This is a genomic window from Enterococcus asini ATCC 700915 (genome assembly GCF_000407365.1).
Taxonomy (GTDB): domain Bacteria; phylum Bacillota; class Bacilli; order Lactobacillales; family Enterococcaceae; genus Enterococcus_C; species Enterococcus_C asini.
This window is the reverse complement of record NZ_ASVU01000001.1, coordinates 804484-827116: the sequence shown is the minus strand read 5'-3', so window position 1 is coordinate 827116 and position 22633 is coordinate 804484. Positions and strand designations below refer to the sequence as shown.

General features: G+C 44.5%; 19 protein-coding genes. 2 read left to right on the top strand and 17 right to left on the bottom strand.

The features are described from left to right. Window positions 1-197 precede the first annotated feature (197 nt). Window positions 198-1820 (top strand): ABC-F family ATP-binding cassette domain-containing protein, encoded by a 1623-nt coding sequence (locus tag I579_RS04015; protein ID WP_010755057.1) that lies wholly within the window; start codon window positions 198-200, stop codon window positions 1818-1820. 203 nt (window positions 1821-2023) lie between these two features. Here I579_RS04015 and I579_RS04010 read toward each other — a convergent pair whose 3' ends face one another. Further along, complete coding sequence (locus tag I579_RS04010; protein WP_010755056.1) at window positions 2024-2893, bottom strand: DegV family protein; 870 nt, start codon at window positions 2891-2893, stop codon at window positions 2024-2026. Window positions 2894-2958: 65 nt separating this feature from the next. Then, window positions 2959-4119 carry a tRNA epoxyqueuosine(34) reductase QueG gene (queG, locus tag I579_RS04005; protein ID WP_010755055.1) on the bottom strand — a complete coding sequence of 387 codons (1161 nt, stop codon included), beginning with the start codon at window positions 4117-4119 and terminating at the stop codon, window positions 2959-2961. A gap of 197 nt (window positions 4120-4316) precedes the next feature. Between queG and I579_RS04000 the strand changes: the two genes are divergently transcribed. Continuing rightward, on the top strand, window positions 4317-5069 hold the full coding sequence (locus tag I579_RS04000) for a MurR/RpiR family transcriptional regulator (protein WP_010755054.1): 753 nt from the start codon (window positions 4317-4319) through the stop codon (window positions 5067-5069). Window positions 5070-5148: 79 nt separating this feature from the next. Here the strand turns inward: I579_RS04000 and I579_RS03995 are convergent, their stop codons facing one another. The 15 genes from I579_RS03995 to yaaA form a co-directional block, all read right to left on the bottom strand. After that, the gene (locus I579_RS03995; protein ID WP_034810310.1) at window positions 5149-5616 is read right to left on the bottom strand and encodes a PTS sugar transporter subunit IIA; all 468 of its coding nucleotides are present in this window, start codon (window positions 5614-5616) and stop codon (window positions 5149-5151) included. A 4-nt stretch (window positions 5617-5620) separates the two neighbouring features. After that, the gene (locus tag I579_RS03990; protein WP_010755052.1) at window positions 5621-6376 is read right to left on the bottom strand and encodes a Cof-type HAD-IIB family hydrolase; all 756 of its coding nucleotides are present in this window, start codon (window positions 6374-6376) and stop codon (window positions 5621-5623) included. A 5-nt stretch (window positions 6377-6381) separates the two neighbouring features. Next, window positions 6382-8067, bottom strand: coding sequence for a PTS transporter subunit EIIC (locus I579_RS03985; protein ID WP_010755051.1), 1686 nt, complete (start codon window positions 8065-8067; stop codon window positions 6382-6384). Window positions 8068-8411: 344 nt separating this feature from the next. After that, window positions 8412-9704 (bottom strand): adenylosuccinate synthase, encoded by a 1293-nt coding sequence (locus I579_RS03980; protein ID WP_010755050.1) that lies wholly within the window; start codon window positions 9702-9704, stop codon window positions 8412-8414. A 185-nt stretch (window positions 9705-9889) separates the two neighbouring features. After that, window positions 9890-11260 (bottom strand): replicative DNA helicase, encoded by a 1371-nt coding sequence (dnaB, locus tag I579_RS03975; protein ID WP_010755049.1) that lies wholly within the window; start codon window positions 11258-11260, stop codon window positions 9890-9892. Window positions 11261-11435: 175 nt separating this feature from the next. Beyond that, window positions 11436-11888: a 50S ribosomal protein L9 gene (rplI, locus tag I579_RS03970; protein WP_010755048.1), complete on the bottom strand. Its 453-nt coding sequence runs from the start codon at window positions 11886-11888 to the stop codon at window positions 11436-11438. Continuing rightward, window positions 11885-13831: a DHH family phosphoesterase gene (locus tag I579_RS03965; protein WP_010755047.1), complete on the bottom strand. Its 1947-nt coding sequence runs from the start codon at window positions 13829-13831 to the stop codon at window positions 11885-11887. Before I579_RS03965 ends, rplI begins: the two co-directional genes overlap by 4 nt. A 235-nt stretch (window positions 13832-14066) precedes the next feature. Beyond that, window positions 14067-14303, bottom strand: a complete 237-nt coding sequence (gene rpsR, locus I579_RS03960) for a 30S ribosomal protein S18 (protein ID WP_010755046.1) — start codon at window positions 14301-14303, stop codon at window positions 14067-14069. 31 nt (window positions 14304-14334) lie between these two features. Beyond that, a complete protein-coding gene (gene ssb / locus I579_RS03955; protein WP_010755045.1) occupies window positions 14335-14880 on the bottom strand; it encodes a single-stranded DNA-binding protein in 546 nt (181 codons plus the stop codon). Between the two features lie 56 nt (window positions 14881-14936). Beyond that, a complete protein-coding gene (rpsF, locus tag I579_RS03950) occupies window positions 14937-15236 on the bottom strand; it encodes a 30S ribosomal protein S6 (RefSeq protein ID WP_010755044.1) in 300 nt (99 codons plus the stop codon). 747 nt (window positions 15237-15983) lie between these two features. After that, complete coding sequence (tnpA, locus tag I579_RS03945; RefSeq protein WP_169337950.1) at window positions 15984-16466, bottom strand: IS200/IS605 family transposase; 483 nt, start codon at window positions 16464-16466, stop codon at window positions 15984-15986. A 191-nt stretch (window positions 16467-16657) separates the two neighbouring features. Next, entirely contained in the window at window positions 16658-19162 is a 2505-nt protein-coding gene (gene gyrA / locus I579_RS03940; RefSeq protein WP_010752696.1) for a DNA gyrase subunit A, read from the bottom strand. A gap of 13 nt (window positions 19163-19175) precedes the next feature. After that, window positions 19176-21122 (bottom strand): DNA topoisomerase (ATP-hydrolyzing) subunit B, encoded by a 1947-nt coding sequence (gyrB, locus tag I579_RS03935; protein WP_010752695.1) that lies wholly within the window; start codon window positions 21120-21122, stop codon window positions 19176-19178. A 60-nt stretch (window positions 21123-21182) separates the two neighbouring features. After that, window positions 21183-22301: a DNA replication/repair protein RecF gene (recF, locus tag I579_RS03930; RefSeq protein ID WP_010752694.1), complete on the bottom strand. Its 1119-nt coding sequence runs from the start codon at window positions 22299-22301 to the stop codon at window positions 21183-21185. Then, window positions 22288-22533: a S4 domain-containing protein YaaA gene (yaaA, locus tag I579_RS03925; RefSeq protein ID WP_010752693.1), complete on the bottom strand. Its 246-nt coding sequence runs from the start codon at window positions 22531-22533 to the stop codon at window positions 22288-22290. Before yaaA ends, recF begins: the two co-directional genes overlap by 14 nt. Window positions 22534-22633: the final 100 nt, after the last annotated feature.

Genomic DNA, 22633 nt, shown 5'->3' with positions numbered 1-22633 from the left:
AGCTTATGAGATTGGTCAAAGAATAGCCTCATTTTCCATTCATTTATTGTCCGCTTCGCTTTTTTCTGAAAAAGACGAGGTCACCTTGCAAGTTTCTGGGAATCTGGCTATAATGCTAGGAGTTAGACAAAAAGGCTACGGGTTCCTCCGGTGAACTGGGGGAACCCTTTTTTAAAAAAAGAAATGAGGGAAAGCAATTGATCACTGTTAGTGATGTTAGTTTACACTTTTCGGATCGCAAGCTCTTCGACGACGTGAATATCAAATTCACCCCGGGAAACTGTTACGGCTTAATCGGAGCCAATGGAGCTGGGAAATCCACCTTCTTGAAAGTCCTCTCCGGTGAGATTCAACCTTCCACCGGGAGCGTGAGCTTAGGTCCCGATGAACGGATGGCGACGTTAAAGCAGAATCACTTTGACTACGAGGAATACCCCGTTATCGAAACTGTCATTATGGGGCACAAACGCCTTTATGATGTGATGAAAGAAAAAGACGCCATTTATATGAAGGAAGACTTCAGTGATGAAGACGGCATTCGCGCGGCGGAATTAGAAGGGGAATTTGCGGAATTAGGCGGCTGGGAAGCTGAACCAGAAGCCGCAGTCCTCTTGCAAGGCTTGAACATCACGGAAGACTTGCACCAACTACCAATGAAAGAGTTAACCGCGGGCCAAAAGGTCAAAGTTCTCTTGGCGCAAGCTCTTTTTGGCAAGCCTGATGTCCTCTTACTGGACGAACCCACCAATGGACTGGATATCCAATCCATCAACTGGTTGGAAGAATTTTTGATTGACTTTGAAAATACCGTGATCGTGGTTTCCCATGACCGGCACTTTTTAAACAAAGTCTGCACCCACATGGCAGACTTAGACTTTGGCAAGATCAAACTCTTTGTCGGGAACTACGACTTCTGGTTGGAATCTAGCCAGTTGGCACAAAAACTCCAATCACAACAAAACGCTAAAAAAGAAGAACAAATCAAAGAACTCCAAGAATTTATCGCCCGCTTTTCCGCCAATGCCTCCAAATCTAAACAGGCGACTTCCCGGAAAAAAATGCTGGATAAAATCACCTTGGATGATATCCAACCTTCTTCCCGGCGCTATCCTTTCGTAGGCTTTAAACCAGAGCGAGAAATCGGCAACGATCTTTTGCAAGTGGACAATGTCAGCGTGACTATAGATGGTAAGAAGATTTTGGACAATATCTCCTTTACCTTAAACAAAGACGACAAAGTGGCTTTTATCGCCAATAACGATATTGTGACTACTACCCTGTTCAAAGTAATCATGGGGGAAATCACTCCGGATACCGGAACTGTGCGCTGGGGTGTGACCACTAACCAATCTTACTTGCCAAAAGACAACAGCCGTGAGTTTGACAATGACTTGACGATTTTAGACTGGTTGCGCCAGTTTGCTTCTAAAGAAGAAGACGACAATACTTTCTTGCGTAGCTTCTTGGGACGGATGCTCTTCTCCGGGGATGAAGTCTTAAAACCTGTTTCCGTCTTGTCCGGGGGCGAAAAGGTTCGCTGTATGCTCTCAAAACTCATGCTTTCCAAAGCCAATGTCTTGGTCTTGGATGATCCTACCAACCACTTGGATCTGGAATCCATCACCGCGTTAAACGATGGCTTAATGGGCTTTACTGGCTCGATTCTCTTTGCCAGCCATGACCATCAATTTATCCAAACCTTGGCCAACCGGATCATCGCCATTTCCGATAAAGGTGTAGTAGACCGAGCAGAAACCACCTATGACGAATTCTTAGAAAATCCCGAAGTTCAAAAGCGGGTAAATGAGCTATTTGCATAAATATTCATAAAAACCCAGTTGAAACTCTCCTTGTAGAGATGTTTCAACTGGGGCTTTTTTGCACTCGCCCTCTGTTATACAACAATCCAAACCTGCTATTTACCCACTTAAAAACTTTGTGAAAAATCACAAAAGAAAAAGCCGCCTCCCAAAATCATTGGGAAGACAGCCCTGTAAATTTTTATTTGCATCGTTTTTAATCCTTAATCCACCCGTTCTTGTCCAAAGGTGAAGATGGCGATACAGCCTAAGCCCGTGTGGCTAGCAATCGTTGGTCCTAAGGGGAAGATGCCACTGTCTTGGACGTCGATTTTTTCTTTCAACAGCCCCATGACCTTCTCAGCAGCCTCTAAATCCCCAGAATAAGCCACGTACACCGTTTGATTCTCCTTAGAGACTAAATGGTCCACGGTCTCATCCACGACCTTCTGCAAGGCTTTATTACGGCCCCGGACTTTCCCGACGTTTTGGAGGGTACCTTTTGCATCCACGTGGATAATCGGCTTGATATTTAATAAACCGCCCATGGCAGCTTGAGAACGAGACAAGCGACCCCCACGGTACAGATGGCTCAAATCATCCACGGTCACCCAAGATTGCAAGTTCATTTTATGCTCATTGACCCAGGCCATGACTTCTTCCATACTGGCGCCTGCTTGCTTGCGTTTAGCGGCTTCCAATACGATAAAACCTTCCCCCATACTGGCAGCCAAGGTATCCACCACTTGGATATTTGCTTCAGGGTAGTCTTCTTTTAAGATGTCCACAGCTTGAAGAGCGCTGTTATAAGAGCCGCTCATGCCAGAGGTGAAACACAAGTAAAGAATCGCTTCCCCTTTTTCGCAGTAAGGCATGAAGAATTCGATATAACGACCAACATTGATTTGTGACGTGGTCGGTTGTTGTTTATCCCGTAAACTTTGCAAAAACTGTTCGTAATCAAAACTCTTGCCCAGATCATCGAAATATTCTTGACCATTGATATTGACGATCATGGGAATAAAAGCAACATCCTTTTCAGCTAACAACTGATAAGGTACATCGCAACATGAATCGGTCACGATTTGATACATGAAACAACCCCCTTTAGTAAATTACTGTCCCTAGTGTACCACAAAGCACGGTTTACCGGGTATCATCAGGGGTGTAGCTTTTTTTCAAAAACGGCCAAAGCCTCCTGATAAGCCTGTAAAACTTCTGGATCTTTTTCTTGTGCTTGTCGCTGGGTCAAACGCTCTTGCCACAGGGCCGCGTCTTTTTTGCCTAAACGGCTGATGCTCCACAAAGCCGTGGCCCGAATCACCGGCCGTGGATCTTCCTGGACCAACTCCCACAACAAAGGCAAGCTTTCCTTATCCCCCGTGTTGGCCAAGGCGATAATGGCATTTCTTTGCAACGGCTTTTTCCCTCGCCAAGCGCCCGCCAAATGACCAAATTGCTGCTTAAACTCCTTATTTGAAAGCTTCAGCATGGGCCGAAGCTTTGGATACACCTCGTCTACTGCCGGCTCCATTTCCTGGTGAAAATGAAAGTCCTTGTCTTGATTGTAAGGACAGACTAGCTGGCAAATATCGCAACCGTAAATCACGTTGCGGATCTTTTTCCGGTATTCCTCAGGCATTACGCCCTTGGTTTGGGTCTGATAGGAAAGACACCGTTGCGCATTCATGCTGCCATCTCCCAGTAGCGCTTGGGTAGGACAAGCTTTGATACAGCGAGTGCAATCCCCACAACCAAAGACCCCCGGCTCATCCGGTTCCAAGGCGATATTGGTGACAATCTCACCTAAGTAAACAAAAGAGCCATATTCTTTTGTGATCAACAGGCCATTGCGGCCAACAAAGCCTAAGCCTGCCCGCTGTGCCACCGCCACATCCACAAACTCCCCTGTATCCACTTGGGGAGCAAAGCGCCAAGTTTCCGCATCTGGTGCTTGTAACGTCTCAATAAAAGCCACCAACTGCTGCATTTTCTCTGCCAAAATCTGGTGATAATCCACACCCCAAGAAGCCCGGGCAAACATCCCCCGCTTCTCATCTTTCGGAATTTCTTCTCTAATCTTCGTAGGATAGGCCAAGGCGATGGCGATAATCGACTGAGGCCCTTCAAAGGTCAACTCCGGATAAATCCGTTCCGGGATATTTTGATGTTCAAAACCGGAATTATGGCCTAGTTCCCGTTGCCGGTTTAAAGGCTCTTCCAACTCGGTAAAAGGCATTGCTGTGGTAAAGCCGATTTTATCGATGCCTAGACGGCGACTCTCAGCGATGATTTGTTCTTTGAGAGTTTGTAGGGCCATGGTAGATTTCCCCTTTCTAATGAATCTATTGCGAGGATTGATATTTTCCTCCTACTGACCGCTCATTTTCTGCTCTATTGTATCAAGAAACCAACTGATATGATAGAAACTACCACCATTCTGCCTTGTCTAAAGAAGGAGAATCAACGCTAGCTGTGCTATAATTGAGTGATTAATTCCTGTTTAAGGAGGCTATCATGGAATCCGTATATGCTCATATCCAAAAAAATTATGACGAACTTTCTAGCACCGAACAACTAGCGATTGACTACATTTTGAAATACCCTGACCTCGCCAATCTGAAATTAAAAATTATTCAAGAAGCGCTTCATATTTCTGCTCCTACGATTATCCGCGCCATAAAGAAACTTGATTTTAAATCCTTCACAGAATTTAAGTACGCACTACTAAATGGGCATCAACGACAAATTCAAATGAAAACTGAAGCCGATTATGCTTCAATCTTGACGATTATGCGTGAAGATGTAGAGAAAACACTGGCGATGATGGATGAAACAGCAGTCAAACAGATAGCAAACCATATCCTTTCTGCACGTAGAATTTTCTGCGTCGGAATTGGTTCTTCCGCTACTGTCGCCAATTCCTTTAATCATAAACTAAAGAACCTAGGACTCTGGTCAAATGACTACACAGAAGTCTTCCCCATTCGGGATATTCCAGATATCGCTCGACCAGAAGACTGTATTATTGTTTTTTCATTGAGTGGCGCAGAATCACAGATTGTCAAAGTGATTTCCGAAGTGAAAGTCAAAGGTTGCCAAATTATCTCAGTAACTGGTTTTTCTAGTAACCCACTTGTCTCGTTAAGCGATATCGCCCTGATGACCCATCAATCTGTCCAGAATCGAAAGAAGCTCCGTTCTCGCCTAATGTTGACTGTAGCAAGTGAGGTCATCTTTGAAACAATCCTTTTATTAAAAACTACTTAGCGCTAACCGAATTAAACTATCAAGAGACAAAAAAACTGCTTTTTACTGGAAGAACTTTCCAGTAAAAAGCAGTTTTTTATTACAATTTTCCGAGTTCGTCTCCTTGGTTGACCGAAGTCCTTTTGGTCAATTTGTGGGAGTTCAACTGCTGGCCGGTTATGATCACCATAATCACGGTGTCTTTTCCGGCAACCTTAACAGTAGCCCGATCCATTTTTGCCAATGGCGTACCAATTTCTACATGATCCCCTGTTTTCACGTAAACTTCAAATGGCGCACCGTTTAGTTCCACCGTATCGATTCCCATGTGGACCAGTACTTCTTGTCCGCCTTCCATCGTCAATCCTAAGGCGTGTTTCTGTTCGATAATTGTGGTGACTGTACCTACTACAGGGCTAACAATTTCATCTGAACTAGGAATTACTGCAACCCCATCCCCCATCATCTTCTGGGCAAATACAGGATCCGCAACTTCTTCTAATGGGATAAACTCACCTTTTACTGGAGAAAAGATTCCTTTTTTCTTTCCAAATATCACTCTGATCATCTCCTTATGCGATCAAATCAATCACTTCATAAAAATTTTCAACAATATCAGTCGCTTCCTCTTTTACCATGGTAGCTGCGTGTGCCATACAAAAAGATTGGCTTGATTCTTTGAACATACTGATATCATTTTCTGAATCACCAACGGAAATAAATGTGATTCCATACTGTCTTTTCAACATTTCCAACGCATGGCCTTTGGTAATATTAGGTGGCGTGATTTCTATTCGCTTCTCACCGCTCTTACAGATAGACAACTGAGGAAATTTTTCCTGTAATTCACTCAATAACTCATCTGTCTCCCCTAATTTAGGCCTGATATTCATTTTATAAATTTTCTTTTGCTTCAAAAACTCAAATAAATGAGGTGGTTCAACTAACTCCATATTCCACAACTTAGCAAAATCATCTGTTTTGTGTGTCCCGATCCGCTGTTCACCATCCAAGGCATCAAAGACAATCTGATTGGATTGAATAAAATCTAACACCTTTACTAATACGCTAGGTTCAATCGATTGCTCAAAAATCCGCTGACCATTGACTTCAATAATTCCGCCATTGAAGCCAATGCGAATATCACAATCGAGGTTAATCTGTTCTTCAATATAGTGAATTTCCTTAACAGAACGTCCAGTTGCGATAGCGATTGGCATTTCTTGTTTCAACACCGCTAACGATTCACGATCTTGAGGAGATACGTTGCGGGAATCTTTAACAAAGGTGCCATCCAAATCTGTTACAAATATTCTTTTTTTATCCATACCTATCAATCCGCCAATCCGAGAATCTCTCTGATTTCGACTTTTAGCTGGTTAGCACGACCACCGTAAATCGATTGCATTTGCATACCAGATTTATTGAACCCCATCGCATTTAAATCCTTGGTAATATAAGCACTATCGACTACAGTATCGTCCTTTACATTGATTCGCAACCGAGTAATACAAGCATCTACATTTTCAATATTTTCTGGTCCACCGTGTGCCGAAATTAACGCCTCTGCTTGATCATGTAAGGTCATTTTCGCTCCACTAGGAATTGGAGCTGCTTGTCCTTGGGCTTCCTTATCGATATCTTTAAGCGTCTTCACACCCATCTTCTTGCGGGTTTCATCTTTGCCATGGAGAGCAATCGTTGATGGATCATCATCACGACCAGGTGTTTTAAAATCAAATTTCTTAATAGCAAAAGTGAAAACTATGAAGTACATTGCAAAACAGAAAATTCCGATGATTGGTAATAACCACCATTTCGTACGAGCTCCTTGTAACACGCCATAGATTAAAAAGTTAATCAAACCATGACCAGTTGGCGTTAAGAAAGCTGCCCCTGCCACATTGGCAATCAACATTGTAGTACCTGCTAAAACTGCATGAATCCCGTACAAAGCAGGTGCAACGAATAAGAAAGTAAATTCTAATGGCTCAGTAATCCCAGTTAAAAATGAAGTCAGGGCGGCTGCTAGTAAGAGTGAGCCAACTGTCTTTTTATTTTTTGGTTTAGCGGTCACATACATTGCCAAGGCAGCACCCGGTAACCCAAACATATTATAGATAAATTTACCAGAAGAAAAACGAGTAATCATTGGATCAATTGGCCCATGACCGGATAAGGCTGCCATATAGGCATTGATTGTTCCTGCGTATTCTTTTCCATCAATCATGAAGATTCCGCCTAGCTCAGTCGTTCTAACTGGCCAATTTAGTCCATGATGCAAGCCAAAAGGTAGTAGCAAACGTTCAATAACCCCATAACCAAATGTTCCTACATAACCTGATTTCAAAATGGCAACCGACAATGCCGTGATTGCGGCCTGTACAAAAGGCCAGACGAAGAAAAAGCCCAAGGCAACAATAGCCATTACTGGAATAATCAAGATAGGAACCAAACGAGGTCCACTAAAGAAGCCAAAAACTTGTGGAACTTGAATTTTGATGGCTTTTTTATGAACCAAATACACGATTACACCTGTAATAATCCCACCAAACACATTTAAATCCATTGTTTGGATTCCCAGAACGGTCGTCTGCATGTGACGTGCTAACATTTCGCTAGCATTTTCCGCACTAGTATCAACCAATGTTCCGCTGACTTTCAATAAAAAATTCAATGTATTATGCAATACCAAAAAGCCTAATAACCCAGATAAAGCAGCAGAACCTTTTTCTTGTTTAGCCAAACCCACAGCTACCCCTACCGCAAAAATAACTGGTAAGTTACTAAAAGCAACGTTCCCTAACATCTCTAGGAACCCCATCACTATTTGCAGCGTTTGATTAGCCATCCAAGGATGCATCTCTACCGTACTTGCATTTGTAAAGGCTGACCCAATTCCTTTCAAAATACCAGCAGCAGGCAACACTGAAACCGGTAACAAAAATGAACGGCCGAACATTTCAAAAACCCGTAGGAATTTGTCTTTTCGACTGACATGATTAACCGTGCTTTCCATTTCTATCATTCCTCTCTTTCTGTTTACATCCCCATCATAACGTGATTAATTAAAAAAAGGAAAAAAGGTAATCAGAAAGAAGAAGAAGGAAAAAAACTAGCTTTTAAGTAAAAAACTACTTTAAGTTATTCGCCCTTTAAGATTTCTAGAAATCTCGATAAAATCAGTTTTTAATGCCTTAAAAAAACATTTTTCAAAATTTCCCCTCCTGAACAAATCAGATAGAATTGATTGCTCAGTAATTTTATACTCTTTCTCCATAAATCTCTCAAAATGCAAAAAAAAGCTCTGTAGATGCGAGATATCCCGCATCTACAGAGCCGATTACAATCAAGTAGATTGCTTTAAATTTGTGCCCAAACACTTTCCAAAATATTGGTTTGGTTGCGGTCTGGTCCCACAGAGAAAGTGGAAATACGCACGCCCACCAATTCGGAAACTCGACGGACATAGTTCCGGGCATTTTCCGGTAAATCGGCCAAAGTCTTGCAGCCGGTAATGTCTTCTGACCAACCAGGCAATTCTTCGTAGACCGGTTTGCAACGGTTCAATTCTTTCAAGCTAGCAGGATAGTGATAGATCAATTCCCCGTCTAATTCATAGGCGGTACAGATTTTCACCGTTTCCAAGCCACTTAATACGTCAATGGAGTTCAATGAAAGATTGGTAATCCCGGAAACCCGTTTCGAGTGGCGCATCACTACGGAGTCAAACCAGCCAACCCGACGAGGACGTCCAGTAGTAGTACCGTATTCGTGGCCTACTTCGCGAATTTGTTCGCCGATTTCATCGTTTAATTCCGTTGGGAAAGGACCGTCTCCCACACGAGACGTGTAGGCTTTGCAGACCCCAACGACTTTGTTGATCTTCGAAGGTCCCACACCGGAACCGATCGTTACCCCACCGGCCACTGGGTTAGAAGAAGTCACGAAAGGATAGGTTCCTTGGTCGATGTCGAGCATGACCCCTTGCGCCCCTTCAAACAAGACCCGTTTGCCTGCGTCTAAGGCGTCGTTTAAAATCACGGAAGTATCCGTTACGTATTTCGCAATTTCTTGGCCGTAGCCGTAGTATTCTTCAAAAATATCTTCAAAAGCCAAAGCTTCGGAATCAAACATCTTCACGAATTGGCGGTTCTTTTCTTCCAAATTGATCTTCAAACGTTCTTCAAAGATTTCTTTGTCCAAAAGATCCGCAATCCGGATGCCTACCCGCGCAGCTTTGTCCATGTAAGCAGGACCGATTCCTTTAATCGTGGTGCCGATTTTGTTGTCCCCTTTGGCATCTTCTTGCAGTTGATCCAATTTAATATGGTAAGGCAGAATCACGTGGGCTCGGTCGGAAATTCGCAGATTGTCGGTGCTTACCCCGTGTTCTTTCAAGTATGCTAATTCTTGTACCAATGATTTCGGATTGACCACCACGCCGTTTCCGATGACACTGATCTTTTCCTTGTAGAAAATCCCAGATGGAATCAAATGCAATTTATAAGTAACCCCATCGAATTTAATCGTGTGGCCTGCATTATCGCCACCTTGATATCGTGCAATGACTTCGGCGTTTTCACTTAAAAAGTCCGTGATTTTGCCTTTTCCTTCATCGCCCCATTGTGTTCCAACAACTACTACAGAGGACATATCTCCACCTCATTCTTTTTATTAAATCCAGAACTATTGTAGCAGTTTATCGGGAAAGATTCAACGAATTATCGAATAATATAATTTCAATTAGCACTTTTAAAAGCAAAACACGAACATTAATCTTCTAGCACTGATTTTTCAGGCAAACAAAAAGCGGGACCCAAAATGAGAGTCCCGCTTTTTTACTCGTCTTCCCGATAAGACAAGGAAGAAAATTTGTTGTATTCCTTAATGAACATCAATTCCACTGTCCCCCGAGCACCGCTCCGGTTCTTTTCGATAATGACTTCGATGATGTTTTCCCGAGAACTGTCCACGGGCATTTCATCCGGATCATCGGTATCCCGTTGGTAGTAATCATCTCGATACAGAAATGCCACGATGTCCGCATCTTGCTCGATGGACCCAGATTCCCGGATATCACTTAGCACCGGGCGCTTGTCTTGCCGCTGTTCTACGCCCCGAGAAAGCTGAGACAAAGCGATGACCGGCACTTTTAATTCCTTGGCGATCTTTTTCAACTGCCGAGAAATCTCGGAAACTTCCTGTTGGCGATTTTCCCGACCGGTTCCTTCAATCAGCTGCAAGTAATCGATCATAATCAAGCCTAAATCCTTTTTCTCTTGAGCCAAGCGGCGACATTGGGCCCGGATTTCCGATACCTTAATCCCTGGAGTATCGTTGATAAAGATATCCGCTTTGGACAAGCTCCCCATGGCGATAACCAGATTGCTCCATTCCTCATCGGTCAACTGCCCAGTCTTTAAATGTCCCGCATCAATTAAGCCTTCCGCACAGAGCATCCGTTTCACTAGAGACTCCGCATCCATTTCCAGACTGAAAATCGCCACCGCTTGATTGGTTTTGGTCCCGATATTTTGGGCGATATTCAAGGCAAAGGCGGTTTTCCCCACAGCGGGACGGGCCGCCAGAATGATCAATTCCCCAGCTTGTAAGCCCGCCGTCATCTTATCCAAAGCCGGATACCCCGTGGGAATCCCGGTGATAGTCTCATCGGACTGAGCTAGTAAGTCAATATTTTTAAAGGTCTCTTGTAAGACGTCTTCAATCGCTAAAAAGCCACTACTGTTGCGATTTTCCGCCACTTCTAAAATCTTGCGTTCAGCGTCTTCCACGATATTGGCCACGTCTTCATCCTGTTGGAAGCCACTGGTGGCAATCTGGTTAGCCGCTTGAATCAAGCTTCTGAGCACCGATTTGTCGTTGACGATTTTCGCATAAAAGGACAGACTGCCGGCATACGGGGTGGCTTGACTAAGCTCTACTAAATACCCGATGCCCCCAACGTTTTCCAAAGCATTGTTGCGTTCCAACTCTGCTTTCAACGTCACTACATCGATTGCTTCCCCACGATCAAATAACGCCACCATTGCTGAAAAAATCAGCTGATGCCGACGCTGATAAAAATCTTTTGCTTCTAAGACTTCCATCGCATTGTTGATCTCCTCGGGATCCAAGAACACGGAGCCTAGTACGGCTTGTTCCGCTTGAATATCCTGAGGGGGCATGCGATCTTGCCACATTTCATCCATGAACTTCCTCCTACTCGTTTCTCTATTCTACTTGATATAGAAGACAAAAACAATTGACTCTCCTTCGCAGAATCCATAAGAATCGGTAAAATTTTTCTCCCACCAAGACCTGAAACCAAAGGAAAGAGGACCCCTTTAAAAGAGTCCTCCGCAATACTTCTAGTTGGTTATTTGATTACTCGGCGACCACGTGCACGTTTAAAACAGCCGTCACTTCACTGTGGAGTTTAGCCGGTACTTTCGTATAGCCTAAGCTACGAATTGGATTTGGCAAGTCCAATTTCCGTTTGTCGATTTTTAGTTTGAATTGCTTTTGCAAAGCATCGGCAATTTGCTTAGATGGAATCGATCCGAACAAGCGGCCGTCTTCTCCGGCTTTGGCTTTGATTTCCACTACGGTGTCTTCCTTTTCTAACTCCGCCTTTAAAGCTTTGGCTTCTTCCAAAATTTCCGCATCGTGTTTCGCTTGGGCCTTTTGTTGTCCCGCTAAAACAGAGATATTGCCTTTATTGGCTTCTTTTGCCAAGTTATTTTTAATCAAATAGTTCTGAGCATAGCCAGTCGGTACTTCTTTAATCTGACCTTTTTTTCCTTTGCCCTTTACGTCTTGTAAGAAAATGACTTTCATGATGTTTCCTCCTTTAAAACCTGCTGTATTTTATTATAAAGCATCTCTTGGACTTCGTGTAGTGTTTTATCCTTGATCTGGGTGGCCGCATTGGTAAAATGCCCGCCACCGCCCAAATCTTCCATAATCACTTGCACGTTGACTTTCCCTGTGCTCCGGGCGCTGATAGCCACCTGATGTTCACTGCGACGAGTAATCACAAACGAGGTCTCCACACCATTCATAGATAACAGTGTATCGGCGGTTTTTGCCGTGGTCACATTATCATACAAGTGATCTTCTTCCCCGCAAACTACCACAATATCCGGAGTGATAAACTGACTCTTCGCCACCAGCTCACTGATTTCCAAGAATGAGGTCAAATCGGAACTAAGTAAATATTGAATCAAATCCGTGCTGGCACCGTTCGCTTTTAAATAACTAGCGATATCAAACGTCCGAGGACTAGTTCGTACCACAAAATTCTTCGTATCCACAAAAATCCCCGCCAACATCAAAGTCGCAGTAAAGCGATCCAAAGGTTTCCGGCCACCCTCGTATTGAATCAATTCCGCCACTAATTCCGAAGCCGAAGAGGCCGAAGACTCGATATAAGTCAGCAAAGGCTTCGTGGGAAACTCTTCTCCCCGACGATGATGATCGATAATCGCCACTTGTTCAAACCGATCGTAAAGCTCCTGAGAAATCGACATGGAAGGTTTATGATAATCCACCATGACTAAGAGACTATTAGGCTGCACTTTCTCCATGGCCTCTTCAATGGTGATCAGCTTCGCTTCCATCTCAGGATGTTTATGAATTTCTGCGATGCAGCGCTCCACATCGGGAATCAGCTCCGCTTCATTCACCACGATATAGCTGCGTTTCTGCTGGAAATCCGCCAAACAAGAGACCCCAAAAGCCGAGCCAATGGCATCCATATCCGGAAAACGATGGCCCATGATAAAGACATCTTCGGACTGTTGGAAAATCTTCTTTAAAGCGGTATTCATAGCCCGGGAACGAACCCGGGTGCGCTTAGCAGTGCTAGTAGTAGTGCCTCCGTAGAATTTCGGTTTGGCACTTTCCCGCACATCTTTTAAGACCACCTGATCACCACCACGAACCAAAGCGATATCTAAGTTATTTTGCGCCGTGTCCCCGATTTTCTCTAAGGAATCGTCCCCATATGAGATCCCCATGCTAATGGTCAATGGGATATTCTGATCGCTGGCGGCTTTGCGCAACCGCTCCACAATGGAAAATTTATCCGCTTCCATCTTCATGATATCTTCCAAACGGGCCGTGAAGAAGAAGCGTTCCGCATTTAGCCGCTTATAGTAAATCTGATACTCATCGCCCCAATCGGAGATAAAAGTGGTCACAAAGGAATTCAGATAGGCCACTTCTTTGTCGTCCATTTGATCGATGGCATCGTCATAATTGTCTACCGAGATAAACCCGATGGCCACCTGTTGCACTTGCTGCCGGCGAATGGCGGTATTTTCACTGGTGATATCCATTAAGTAGACGATGCGTTTTTGAAAGTCAATCTGGTAGCGTAGGGTCTTTTTCTGTCCCACAACTTGACCGCTGACATTGCCTTTTTTGATGGCTGGTACCAATTGCTCATGCCATAAATCCGTATCCAATTGGTCATGTAGGTGAATCGCTTGTTCATTCATCCAACTAATTTCCAATTGGTCATCGTACATATACAAAGGAAAAGGGGCTTGTCGCGACAAATACTCCGAGTTTTCCTCCGCCAAATTTGCCGATTTGGTAATCCGCTCCGCTTCAGTCATTTTCAGTAGCTGCTGGACTCTGCGGTAAAGCAGATAAATCACCAAAGCACCGATACACAGAATCAGTGCGGTAACCCAGCGCCAGGGAATCAATAACACACAAAGAACCTGCAATAAGGTCAATAGCAGGAGGACTTTTGTGAATTGGTTCTTGGTCATTCCCTCACTCCTTTCAATGATCATCAGGAGTTTCCCCAACAATCAAAAGTGTATAAATATACATTATTGCTTTTTAAGCGAGTCCACTGACTCTATTTTAGCACAAGGAGCTGATTTGGGCGACGGACAACCTTAGCTGATTAGTTGAAAACCTCTCAAGGTAGACCACTTTTAAAATGTTTCACGTGAAACAAAAAACTCCTGACAAATAATTGTCAGGAGTTTGAGCGTTTGCTTAATCTTCAGTTACGAATGGTAGCAAGCCCATGATCCGTGCCCGTTTGATTGCAATCGTCAATTTACGTTGATTCTTGGAACCAGTACCGGTAACACGACGAGGCAAGATTTTTCCTCGTTCGCTGATGAAACGTTTTAGCAATTCAGTATCTTTATAATCGATGTATTCGATATGGTTTGCTGCAATATAGTCTACTTTACGACGTTTACGTCCGCCTCTACGTTGTTGTGCCATTTAAATTCCCTCCTATCAAGTTACCCATTTTTTAAAATGGTAGATCATCATCGGAAATGTCGATTGACGTGCCAGAATTGCTGAATGGATCAGCGGTATCCCGGTCGAAATTCGGCATTCCATTGAATGGTTGAGAAGATTGCTTTTGATTGTCAAAGGAGTTGTTACCGGAAGACTGCCCACCACTTGCTGCACCAAAGTTATTTTGGTTGCTGTTGAAGTTATCGCCACCTGCTTGTTGACGTTTTTCAGAGGCCGAACGGGATTCCAACAATTGGAAATTGTCCGCTACGACTTCAGTAACATAAACTCGTTGACCTTGCTGGTTTTCATAATTCCGGGTTTGGATACGTCCCGTCACCCCAAGCAATGTGCCTTTATGGGCATAATTGGCTAAGGTTTCCGCAGATTTACGCCAAATCACACAGTTGATGAAATCAGCTTCCCGATCGCCGGTTTGATTGGTAAAGTTCCGATTGACAGCCAGAGTAAACGTAGCCACCGCCGTTCCATTACCGGTATAACGTAGGTCAGGGTCTTTGGTCAAACGACCGACTAATACGACATTGTTAATCAAAAGAATTCACTCCTCTCCACATTTTCAAATTGTTTCACGTGAAACAATTCAGTTGTTTAAGCTTCTTCTTTCACAATCATGTGACGCAAGATATCGCCATTGATTTTAGCCAAACGATCAAATTCATTGATTGCAGAGCCAGTTGATGGAGAAGTAACTTTCACGATGTGGTAGATACCTTCACGGAATCCGTTCATTTCATACGCTAAGCGGCGTTTTTCCCAATCTTTTGATTCAACGACTTCAGCACCGTTGTCTTTCAAGATTGTATCGAAACGTTCGATCAAAGCAGATTTTGCTTCTTCATCAATGTTTGGACGAATGATGTACATGATTTCATACTTCGTGTTTTCCATTGATTTTCACCTCCCTATGGTCTTTGGCCCTCAGCTTGCCTGAGAGCAGAGAGAGCAACTGATGTATTCAGTGCTCACAAAGTAAAATTATACAGGAAACTCACCTAAAAGGCAAGTTTTTTCTGTCCTAAGACTACCTGACTTCTCCACTAGCAAATACGCCATTCCTCGCTAAAAAATCACGACTGTCGTAAAAAAATAGCACATCTCATCTTTGCTGCTTAAGTGGCGATCACTCAAAAAATACCCCTGTTAATTTGCTCACCAGCGCGTTTTAGTCAGAGAATCGATAAAAAGAGACCTGGCAAGCTTTAAACTTCTCTAAGAGCCTACTAGAGCCCTTAGCCGCATTTCTCCAAAAGCGCTCAACTTTCGTAATCAAAACCGGAAGAGGGAATACTGTTGCAGTCCTATAACTTATTGCAATTAACTTCGACTGGAACTTATCCACTGTGGATAAGTTTTTATAGTTTTATTTTCTTTTCTACGAGTTATTCCCAGTGGATAACTCAATTCAGCCAAAATCAAGGTTATCCCCAAATTGGAGACTGCACTTTTGTACCCACGAGTAAAGAGGGGTCAGATTTCGTTTCACTATACAAAACCAGACAATCATTACCACCCGTCTAACGGGTGGTTTGCTCTGCGGGTGTAACCCCTTGTTGCTATGGCTACGCCTAAAGACGTTATCCTTCACTTTGTTCAGGCTCAATGCCCTTGGCACTTTCACTTACCGGTCAAACCGGTTTATTTTTTTCTGAAGCCACCATCTGAAAATGGGTCTTCATATTCTCGTACACTCAATTTATCGAGTGCGATATCGTGTGATTCCTGTTCCCGAATATACTTTGCGATTGTTTTTTCGTTTAATCCCACGGTACTAACATAATATCCTTCTGCCCAAAATTTTCGATTGCCATACTTATATTTCAAGTTGGCATGACGATCAAAAATTTGTAAGGCACTTTTGCTCTTTAAATAGCCAACAAATGAAGAGATACTAATTTTGGGTGGAATACTTACCAATATATGAACATGATCTGGCATCATATGTCCTTCGATAATTTCGACTCCTTTGTACTTGCACAAGAGTTGGAAGATCTCAATTAAATCTCGCCGTACTTGATTGTAAATTAGTTTCCGTCTATACTTTGGTGTAAATACAATATGATACTTACACATCCATTTTGTATGCGCTAAGCTGTTTGTTTTATTTGCCAAAAATCCCATTCCTTTCAATTGAGCCTGAACAACCCAATTGTACGACAGGAATGGGATTTTTGGTGGCATAGCCTCTGATTCTCTACCCGCATAGCGGGTAGTTTTTTGTTTCGGACGCTGTGCGACCTCAACAGGGCTCCACGCCCAACTTAAAAAAAACCGCCACCTTCAAAAAGGTAGCGGTCAATTTAGAGCAAGTATTAGTCTTCTTCCGTTGTTTCTGGCGCTTCTGTTACATCTTCCGCTCCAGCGGTCTCCTCAACTTCTTCGACTTCTGGTTCCGGTTCGATTACGGCCATGGTCATGACTTTTGATTCGTCTTCCATGCGCATTAGACGGACACCCAATGTTGCCCGACCGGTTTGAGAAACATCCCCGACGTTAAAGCGGATAATGACCCCTTTATCGGTGATGACCATGATATCTTCATCCCCATCCACCGTGGTCAAGCCGGCTAATGGACCATTCTTCGCCGTGATATTTGCGGTCTTAATCCCTTTCCCGCCACGGCCTTTCACTGGGTACTCACTACCCGAAGTTCGCTTGCCGTAGCCATTTTCGGTCACAACTAGGACTTCTTTTTCCGGAGTAATCGGCGCAACTCCCACCACGTAATCCTCATCTCGCAGACGAATTCCTCGAACACCGGCTGCGGTACGGCCCATGTCTCGAACGGCTGCTTCGGCAAAGGTTACGGAATAACCTGTATGAGTACCGATGATGATATTGGACTCGCCATCTGTTTCCAAGACGCTGACTAATTCGTCCCCGTCTTTAAGCCCAATGGCGATTAAACCATTGCTACGGATATTGGCAAATGCTTCCACGGAAGTCCGTTTCACAATCCCTAGACGAGTACAGAAGAACAAGAAACGTCCAGAAGTCGGCCCACCGTTCACGGCAATAATCGTTTGAATCTGCTCGTTGGAGTCGATACCTAATAGATTGATCACCGGAATTCCTTTAGCGGCCCGGCCGTATTCAGGAATTTCATAGCCTTTTGCTTTAAAGACTTTCCCCATATTAGTAAAGAAGAGCAGAGTATCATGGGTAGAACAAGAAACTAGGGTCTTCACGAAGTCTTCATCGTGAACGCCCATGCCTTGGACACCACGGCCGCCCCGGCGTTGCGCTCTAAACTCGCTGTTAGAAACCCGTTTGATGTAGCCGTTATTGGTCAAAGTAATGACCACTTCATCTTCTTCGATTAAGTCTTCATCTTCTAGACTCAAGACTTCTCCGACTAAGAGTTCCGTGCGACGATCATCGCCAAAACGGGCAGCAATGTCTTTTAATTCCGTCAAAATGATTTCCAATACTCGTTCTGGACGAGCCAAGATGTCCTTCAAATCTTCAATCAATTTCAAAAGTTCTTGGTATTCGGCTTCGATTTTCCCCCGTTCCAAACCGGTTAAACGACGCAAACGCATGTCCAAAATGGCTTGGGCTTGGCGATCTGAGAGCTTGAAGCGCTCCATCATCGTGGTTTTCGCTTCATCGTCGGTATTGGATCCACGGATAATCGCGATGATTTCATCGATATGATCCAAAGCGATGCGCAAACCTTCTAAAATGTGAGCTCTGGCTTCCGCTTTTTCCTTATCGAAACGAGTCCGTCGAGTCACGACTTCTTGTTGGTGCTCGATGTAATTGGCCAAGATTTCTTTCAAGCTCAAAATCTTCGGCACGCCTTTTTCAATGGCCAACATGTTAAAGCCAAAAGAAGATTGCAAGGCGGTCATTTTGTACAAGTTGTTCAAGATAACAGACGCGCTCACATCGCGGCGTACGTCGATGACAATCCGCATGCCTTCTCGAGAAGACTCATCCCGCAAATCAGTGATGCCTTCGATCCGTTTGTCCCGGTGCAATTCTGAAATCCGTTCGATTAATTTGGCTTTGTTGACCATGTAAGGCAGTTCCGTCACCAAAATCCGTTCTTTCCCATTCGGCATTTCAGTGATTTCCACTTTGGCCCGCACAGTAATCGAACCTTTCCCGGTTTCATAGGCCCGACGAATGCCGGATTTGCCCATGACCAAGCCCCCAGTAGGGAAGTCTGGTCCCGGTAAAACTTCCATCAATTCATTGGTGGTCACATCGGGATTAGCCATCATCAATTCGATGGCTGCGGTAACTTCCCGCAAGTTGTGAGGAGGGATATTCGTCGCCATCCCCACGGCAATCCCGGTGGTTCCATTAACTAGTAAGTTCGGGAAGCGCGCTGGTAAAACTTCCGGTTCCCGTTCTGTATCATCGTAGTTGCTGACGAAATCCACGGTATTTTTGTTAATGTCTCGTAGCATTTCCAAAGCCAATTTACTCATGCGGGCTTCGGTATACCGCATAGCCGCGGCGCCGTCGCCATCCACGGAACCAAAGTTACCATGGCCGTCCACTAACATGTAGCGGTAGCTAAATGGTTGCGCCATGCGCACCATGGATTCGTAAATCGCACTGTCGCCGTGGGGGTGATACTTACCCATAACATCCCCGACGATCCGGGCTGACTTCTTATGAGGCTTGTCCGGAGTAACCCCTAATTCGCTCATGCCGTACAAAATCCGCCGGTGCACAGGCTTCAAACCATCTCTGACGTCTGGTAAAGCCCGGGCCACGATAACACTCATGGCATAGTCGATAAAGGAGGTCTTCATTTCACTGGTAAGGTTGACCTCTTGGATGTTCTCTTTTTGATCTTCCACCGTTTTTTCCCTCCTAAATATCCAAATTCTTCACGTAATGGGCATTTTCTTCAATGAAAGCCCGCCGTGGTTCTACCCGATCTCCCATCAGCATTTCAAAGATTTGATCCGCTTCGGCTGCATCGTCCACGGAAACTTGGAGCATCAAGCGGTTTTCTGGGTCCATGGTGGTTTCCCACAATTGGTGATCATCCATTTCCCCTAAACCTTTGTAACGCTGAACCGTCGCTTTAGGAGTTGCAGGTAGTGCCGCAATCGTCTCTTGCAGACGTTCTTCTGCGTCTTTGCCTGGTTGCACATAGGTGATGTTTTTCCCTTGTTTCACCCCGTACAATGGTGGTTGCGCGATATAGACATACCCAGCTTCCACAATCGGGCGCATGTGACGATAGAACAAGGTCAATAGCAGCGTCCGAATGTGAGCCCCGTCCACGTCCGCATCGGTCATGATAACCAATTTGTGGTAACGAGCTTTAGAGACATCGAAATCGCCTCCGAAACCGGTACCCATGGCAGTGAACAAGGAACGAATTTCTTCATTGGCTAAAATTTTATCCATGCTGGCTTTTTCCACATTCAAGATCTTCCCACGAATCGGCAAGATCGCTTGGAATTCCCGATTCCGACCTTGTTTTGCTGAACCACCGGCGGAATCTCCTTCGACGATAAACAATTCGCATTTTTCCGGATCATTGGAGGAACAATCGGCTAATTTCCCAGGGAGATTGCTGATTTCCAACGTACCTTTGCGACGGGTCATTTCCCGAGCGCGCTTAGCCGCCATCCGAGCTTTGGAAGCTACGATCCCTTTTTCGATGATTTGTCGGCCCACTGTTGGATTTTCCATTAAGAACTTCATGAAATGCTCTGAGAATAAGCGATCCACTACCGTCCGCACTTCGGAGTTACCTAGTTTGGTCTTGGTTTGCCCTTCAAACTGAGGATCCGGATGCTTGATGGAAATCACTGCGGTCAAACCTTCCCGGACATCTTCCCCGGAAAGATTTTCATCGTTATCTTTCATCAATTTTTGTTTCCGAGCGTAGTCATTAATGACCCGCGTCAAAGCCGTCTTAAAGCCGGATTCATGGGTCCCGCCTTCATAAGTATGAATGTTGTTAGCAAAGCTCAAAATATTCGTGTGGTAGCTATTGGTGTATTGCATGGAGACTTCCACAGCGATGTCTTGTTGTTCGTCTTCCAAGTAAATCGGTTCTGGATAAAGGACATCTTTGCCTTTATTCAAATGTTCCACGTAGCTCTTGATCCCGCCTTCGAAGTGATACTCCCGTAAAACGGGTTCTTCTGGGCGTAAGTCTTCAATGGAGATGCGTAAGCCTCGGTTTAAGAAGGCCAACTCCCGAACCCGAGTCGCTAGTTTTTCAAAGTTAAAGACGGTGGTTTCCGTGAAAATCTCTGGATCGGGAACAAAGTGCACAGTAGTCCCGTGCGCTTCCGTTTCGCCAATGACTTTCAGATCATCCACCACAGCACCACGACGGTATTCTTGGAAGTAAATCTTGCCTTCCTTGTAAACTTTAACGTCTAGGCTCGTGGAAAGGGCATTTACGACAGAAGCCCCAACCCCGTGGAGCCCACCGGAGACCTTGTAGCCTCCGCCGCCAAATTTCCCACCGGCATGCAAGATGGTAAAGACAGTTTCCACTGCTGGGCGACCGGTCTTTGCTTGAATCCCAATTGGAATGCCTCGGCCGTCGTCTTTAATGGTAATGCTATTGTCTTTTTCAACGATTACTTCGATTTTGCTGGCAAAGCCTGCCAAAGCTTCATCAATCGAGTTATCAACGATTTCCCAAACCAAGTGATGCAAACCTTCACCACTGGTAGAACCAATGTACATCCCCGGACGTTTGCGCACGGCTTCCAAACCTTCTAAGACTTGGATCTGGCTAGCGTCATAGGACTTGGCCCGTTCTTGTAAACTCTTCTCTTCTGACATTCATGCTACTCCTTTCAATACTCCAGGTGAGGTAGTCCGCCCACCTCGCTATGTAAAACTCTATCCTTGAAGTTCTGGTTGCAGAACTCCTTGGGTAACATAATAAATCGCCGGCTCCACCGTCATCTTATTTTTCACGTGTTCCAAAGTGGTGGTAGTTAAAAACGTCTGGACTTTGCCTTCAATCGTCTCTAGCAAATGCAATTGCCGAGAATCATCCAGTTCACTCATCACATCGTCTAACAAAAGAATCGGGTATTCTCCGGTTTCTTCTTTCATCAAGTCGATTTCCGCTAGTTTCACGCTTAAAGCGGTGGTTCGTTGCTGTCCTTGAGAACCATACGTCTGCACGTCCCGCTCATTAATGGCAAAGGCCACGTCGTCTCTGTGCGGACCTACTTGGGTACTCATACGAAACAATTCCTTGTCCCGGGCCTTTTTCAAAGCCTCGCCAAAAGACTGGGTAATTCCCTCCAAAGTCGTCTCTTCCCCAAAGGCTGAGGACAGGTACGTCAATGTCAGGGTTTCTTTGCCTTGACTGATCTTTTGGTGTAAACGATTGGCCCAATACTCCAAGCGCTGGATGAAATCTTGCCGCGCCAAGAGAACTTTGCTACCAAAGTCGATCAACTGCTCATCTAAAACCTCGAGGTACAGCGGATCGCTTTTTTTAGTGGCGATTTGCTTCAAATACTGATTCCGCTGCTTTAAAACTCGCTGGTACTGCACCAAGTTGTACAAGTAAATCGGATCAATCTGGCCGATTTCCATGTCCAAAAATTTCCGCCGCACTTGAGGAGAACCTTTCACCAAAGAAAGATCTTCTGGAGCGAAAAGAATCACGTTCATCTGACCCACGTAGCTGGAGAGTTTCTTTTGTTCGATATGGTTGACCTTGGTTTTACGACCTTTTTTGGTCAAAGTAATCTCCAAGGGCAAGGTACTACCGTGTTTTTCCAGCTCCCCGGCCAGATAGCTTTCCTCTTGATCCCAAGCAATCAGCTCTTGTTCGTTATTCGTCCGGTGACTGCGAGTCATGGCTAAGACATAGATGCTTTCCAAGAGATTGGTTTTCCCTTGGGCATTTTCCCCGAGAAAAATCGTAATGTTTTTCTCGAAGGTCAAATCCAATTCCCGATAATTCCGGAAGTTTCCTAGATGCAACTTATTCAGCCGCATCGTTGCGATCCTTTTTGGCCATAAAAAAAGTACCCGCCTCTGGTATTTCCACCATCATGCCAGGGTACAGCTTGCGGCCACGACGGTTATCCGGCTCGCCATCGATCAAAACGGTATTTTCCGCTAAGTACCACTTCGCAGCCCCACCACTGGAAATCACATTGACTTCTTTTAGGACTTGTCCCAGGGTCATATACTCAGCGTCTTGGCGTAAATAAATTTTTTCTTTCATTTTCAGCCCTCATTTCACCCGTAAACAGATAGTATTATTATACCTTTTTTCAAAGGAGAATACAAATTTATCTTGCTATTTTTCCCTCTCAGCAGAGTTA

What these genes read in the sequence shown, in the direction of transcription:
- I579_RS04010 (WP_010755056.1), bottom strand. Translation starts at nt 2,893, where the DNA reads ATGTATCAAATCGTGACCGATTCATGTTGCGATGTACCTTATCAGTTG.
- queG (WP_010755055.1), bottom strand. Translation starts at nt 4,119, where the DNA reads ATGGCCCTACAAACTCTCAAAGAACAAATCATCGCTGAGAGTCGCCGT.
- I579_RS04000 (WP_010755054.1), top strand. Translation starts at nt 4,317, where the DNA reads ATGGAATCCGTATATGCTCATATCCAAAAAAATTATGACGAACTTTCT.
- I579_RS03995 (WP_034810310.1), bottom strand. Translation starts at nt 5,616, where the DNA reads ATGATCAGAGTGATATTTGGAAAGAAAAAAGGAATCTTTTCTCCAGTA.
- I579_RS03990 (WP_010755052.1), bottom strand. Translation starts at nt 6,376, where the DNA reads ATGGATAAAAAAAGAATATTTGTAACAGATTTGGATGGCACCTTTGTT.
- I579_RS03985 (WP_010755051.1), bottom strand. Translation starts at nt 8,067, where the DNA reads ATGGAAAGCACGGTTAATCATGTCAGTCGAAAAGACAAATTCCTACGG.
- I579_RS03980 (WP_010755050.1), bottom strand. Translation starts at nt 9,704, where the DNA reads ATGTCCTCTGTAGTAGTTGTTGGAACACAATGGGGCGATGAAGGAAAA.
- dnaB (WP_010755049.1), bottom strand. Translation starts at nt 11,260, where the DNA reads ATGGATGAAATGTGGCAAGATCGCATGCCCCCTCAGGATATTCAAGCG.
- rplI (WP_010755048.1), bottom strand. Translation starts at nt 11,888, where the DNA reads ATGAAAGTCATTTTCTTACAAGACGTAAAGGGCAAAGGAAAAAAAGGT.
- I579_RS03965 (WP_010755047.1), bottom strand. Translation starts at nt 13,831, where the DNA reads ATGACCAAGAACCAATTCACAAAAGTCCTCCTGCTATTGACCTTATTG.
- rpsR (WP_010755046.1), bottom strand. Translation starts at nt 14,303, where the DNA reads ATGGCACAACAACGTAGAGGCGGACGTAAACGTCGTAAAGTAGACTAT.
- rpsF (WP_010755044.1), bottom strand. Translation starts at nt 15,236, where the DNA reads ATGGAAAACACGAAGTATGAAATCATGTACATCATTCGTCCAAACATT.
- tnpA (WP_169337950.1), bottom strand. Translation starts at nt 16,466, where the DNA reads ATGGGATTTTTGGCAAATAAAACAAACAGCTTAGCGCATACAAAATGG.
- gyrB (WP_010752695.1), bottom strand. Translation starts at nt 21,122, where the DNA reads ATGTCAGAAGAGAAGAGTTTACAAGAACGGGCCAAGTCCTATGACGCT.
- recF (WP_010752694.1), bottom strand. Translation starts at nt 22,301, where the DNA reads ATGCGGCTGAATAAGTTGCATCTAGGAAACTTCCGGAATTATCGGGAA.
- yaaA (WP_010752693.1), bottom strand. Translation starts at nt 22,533, where the DNA reads ATGAAAGAAAAAATTTATTTACGCCAAGACGCTGAGTATATGACCCTG.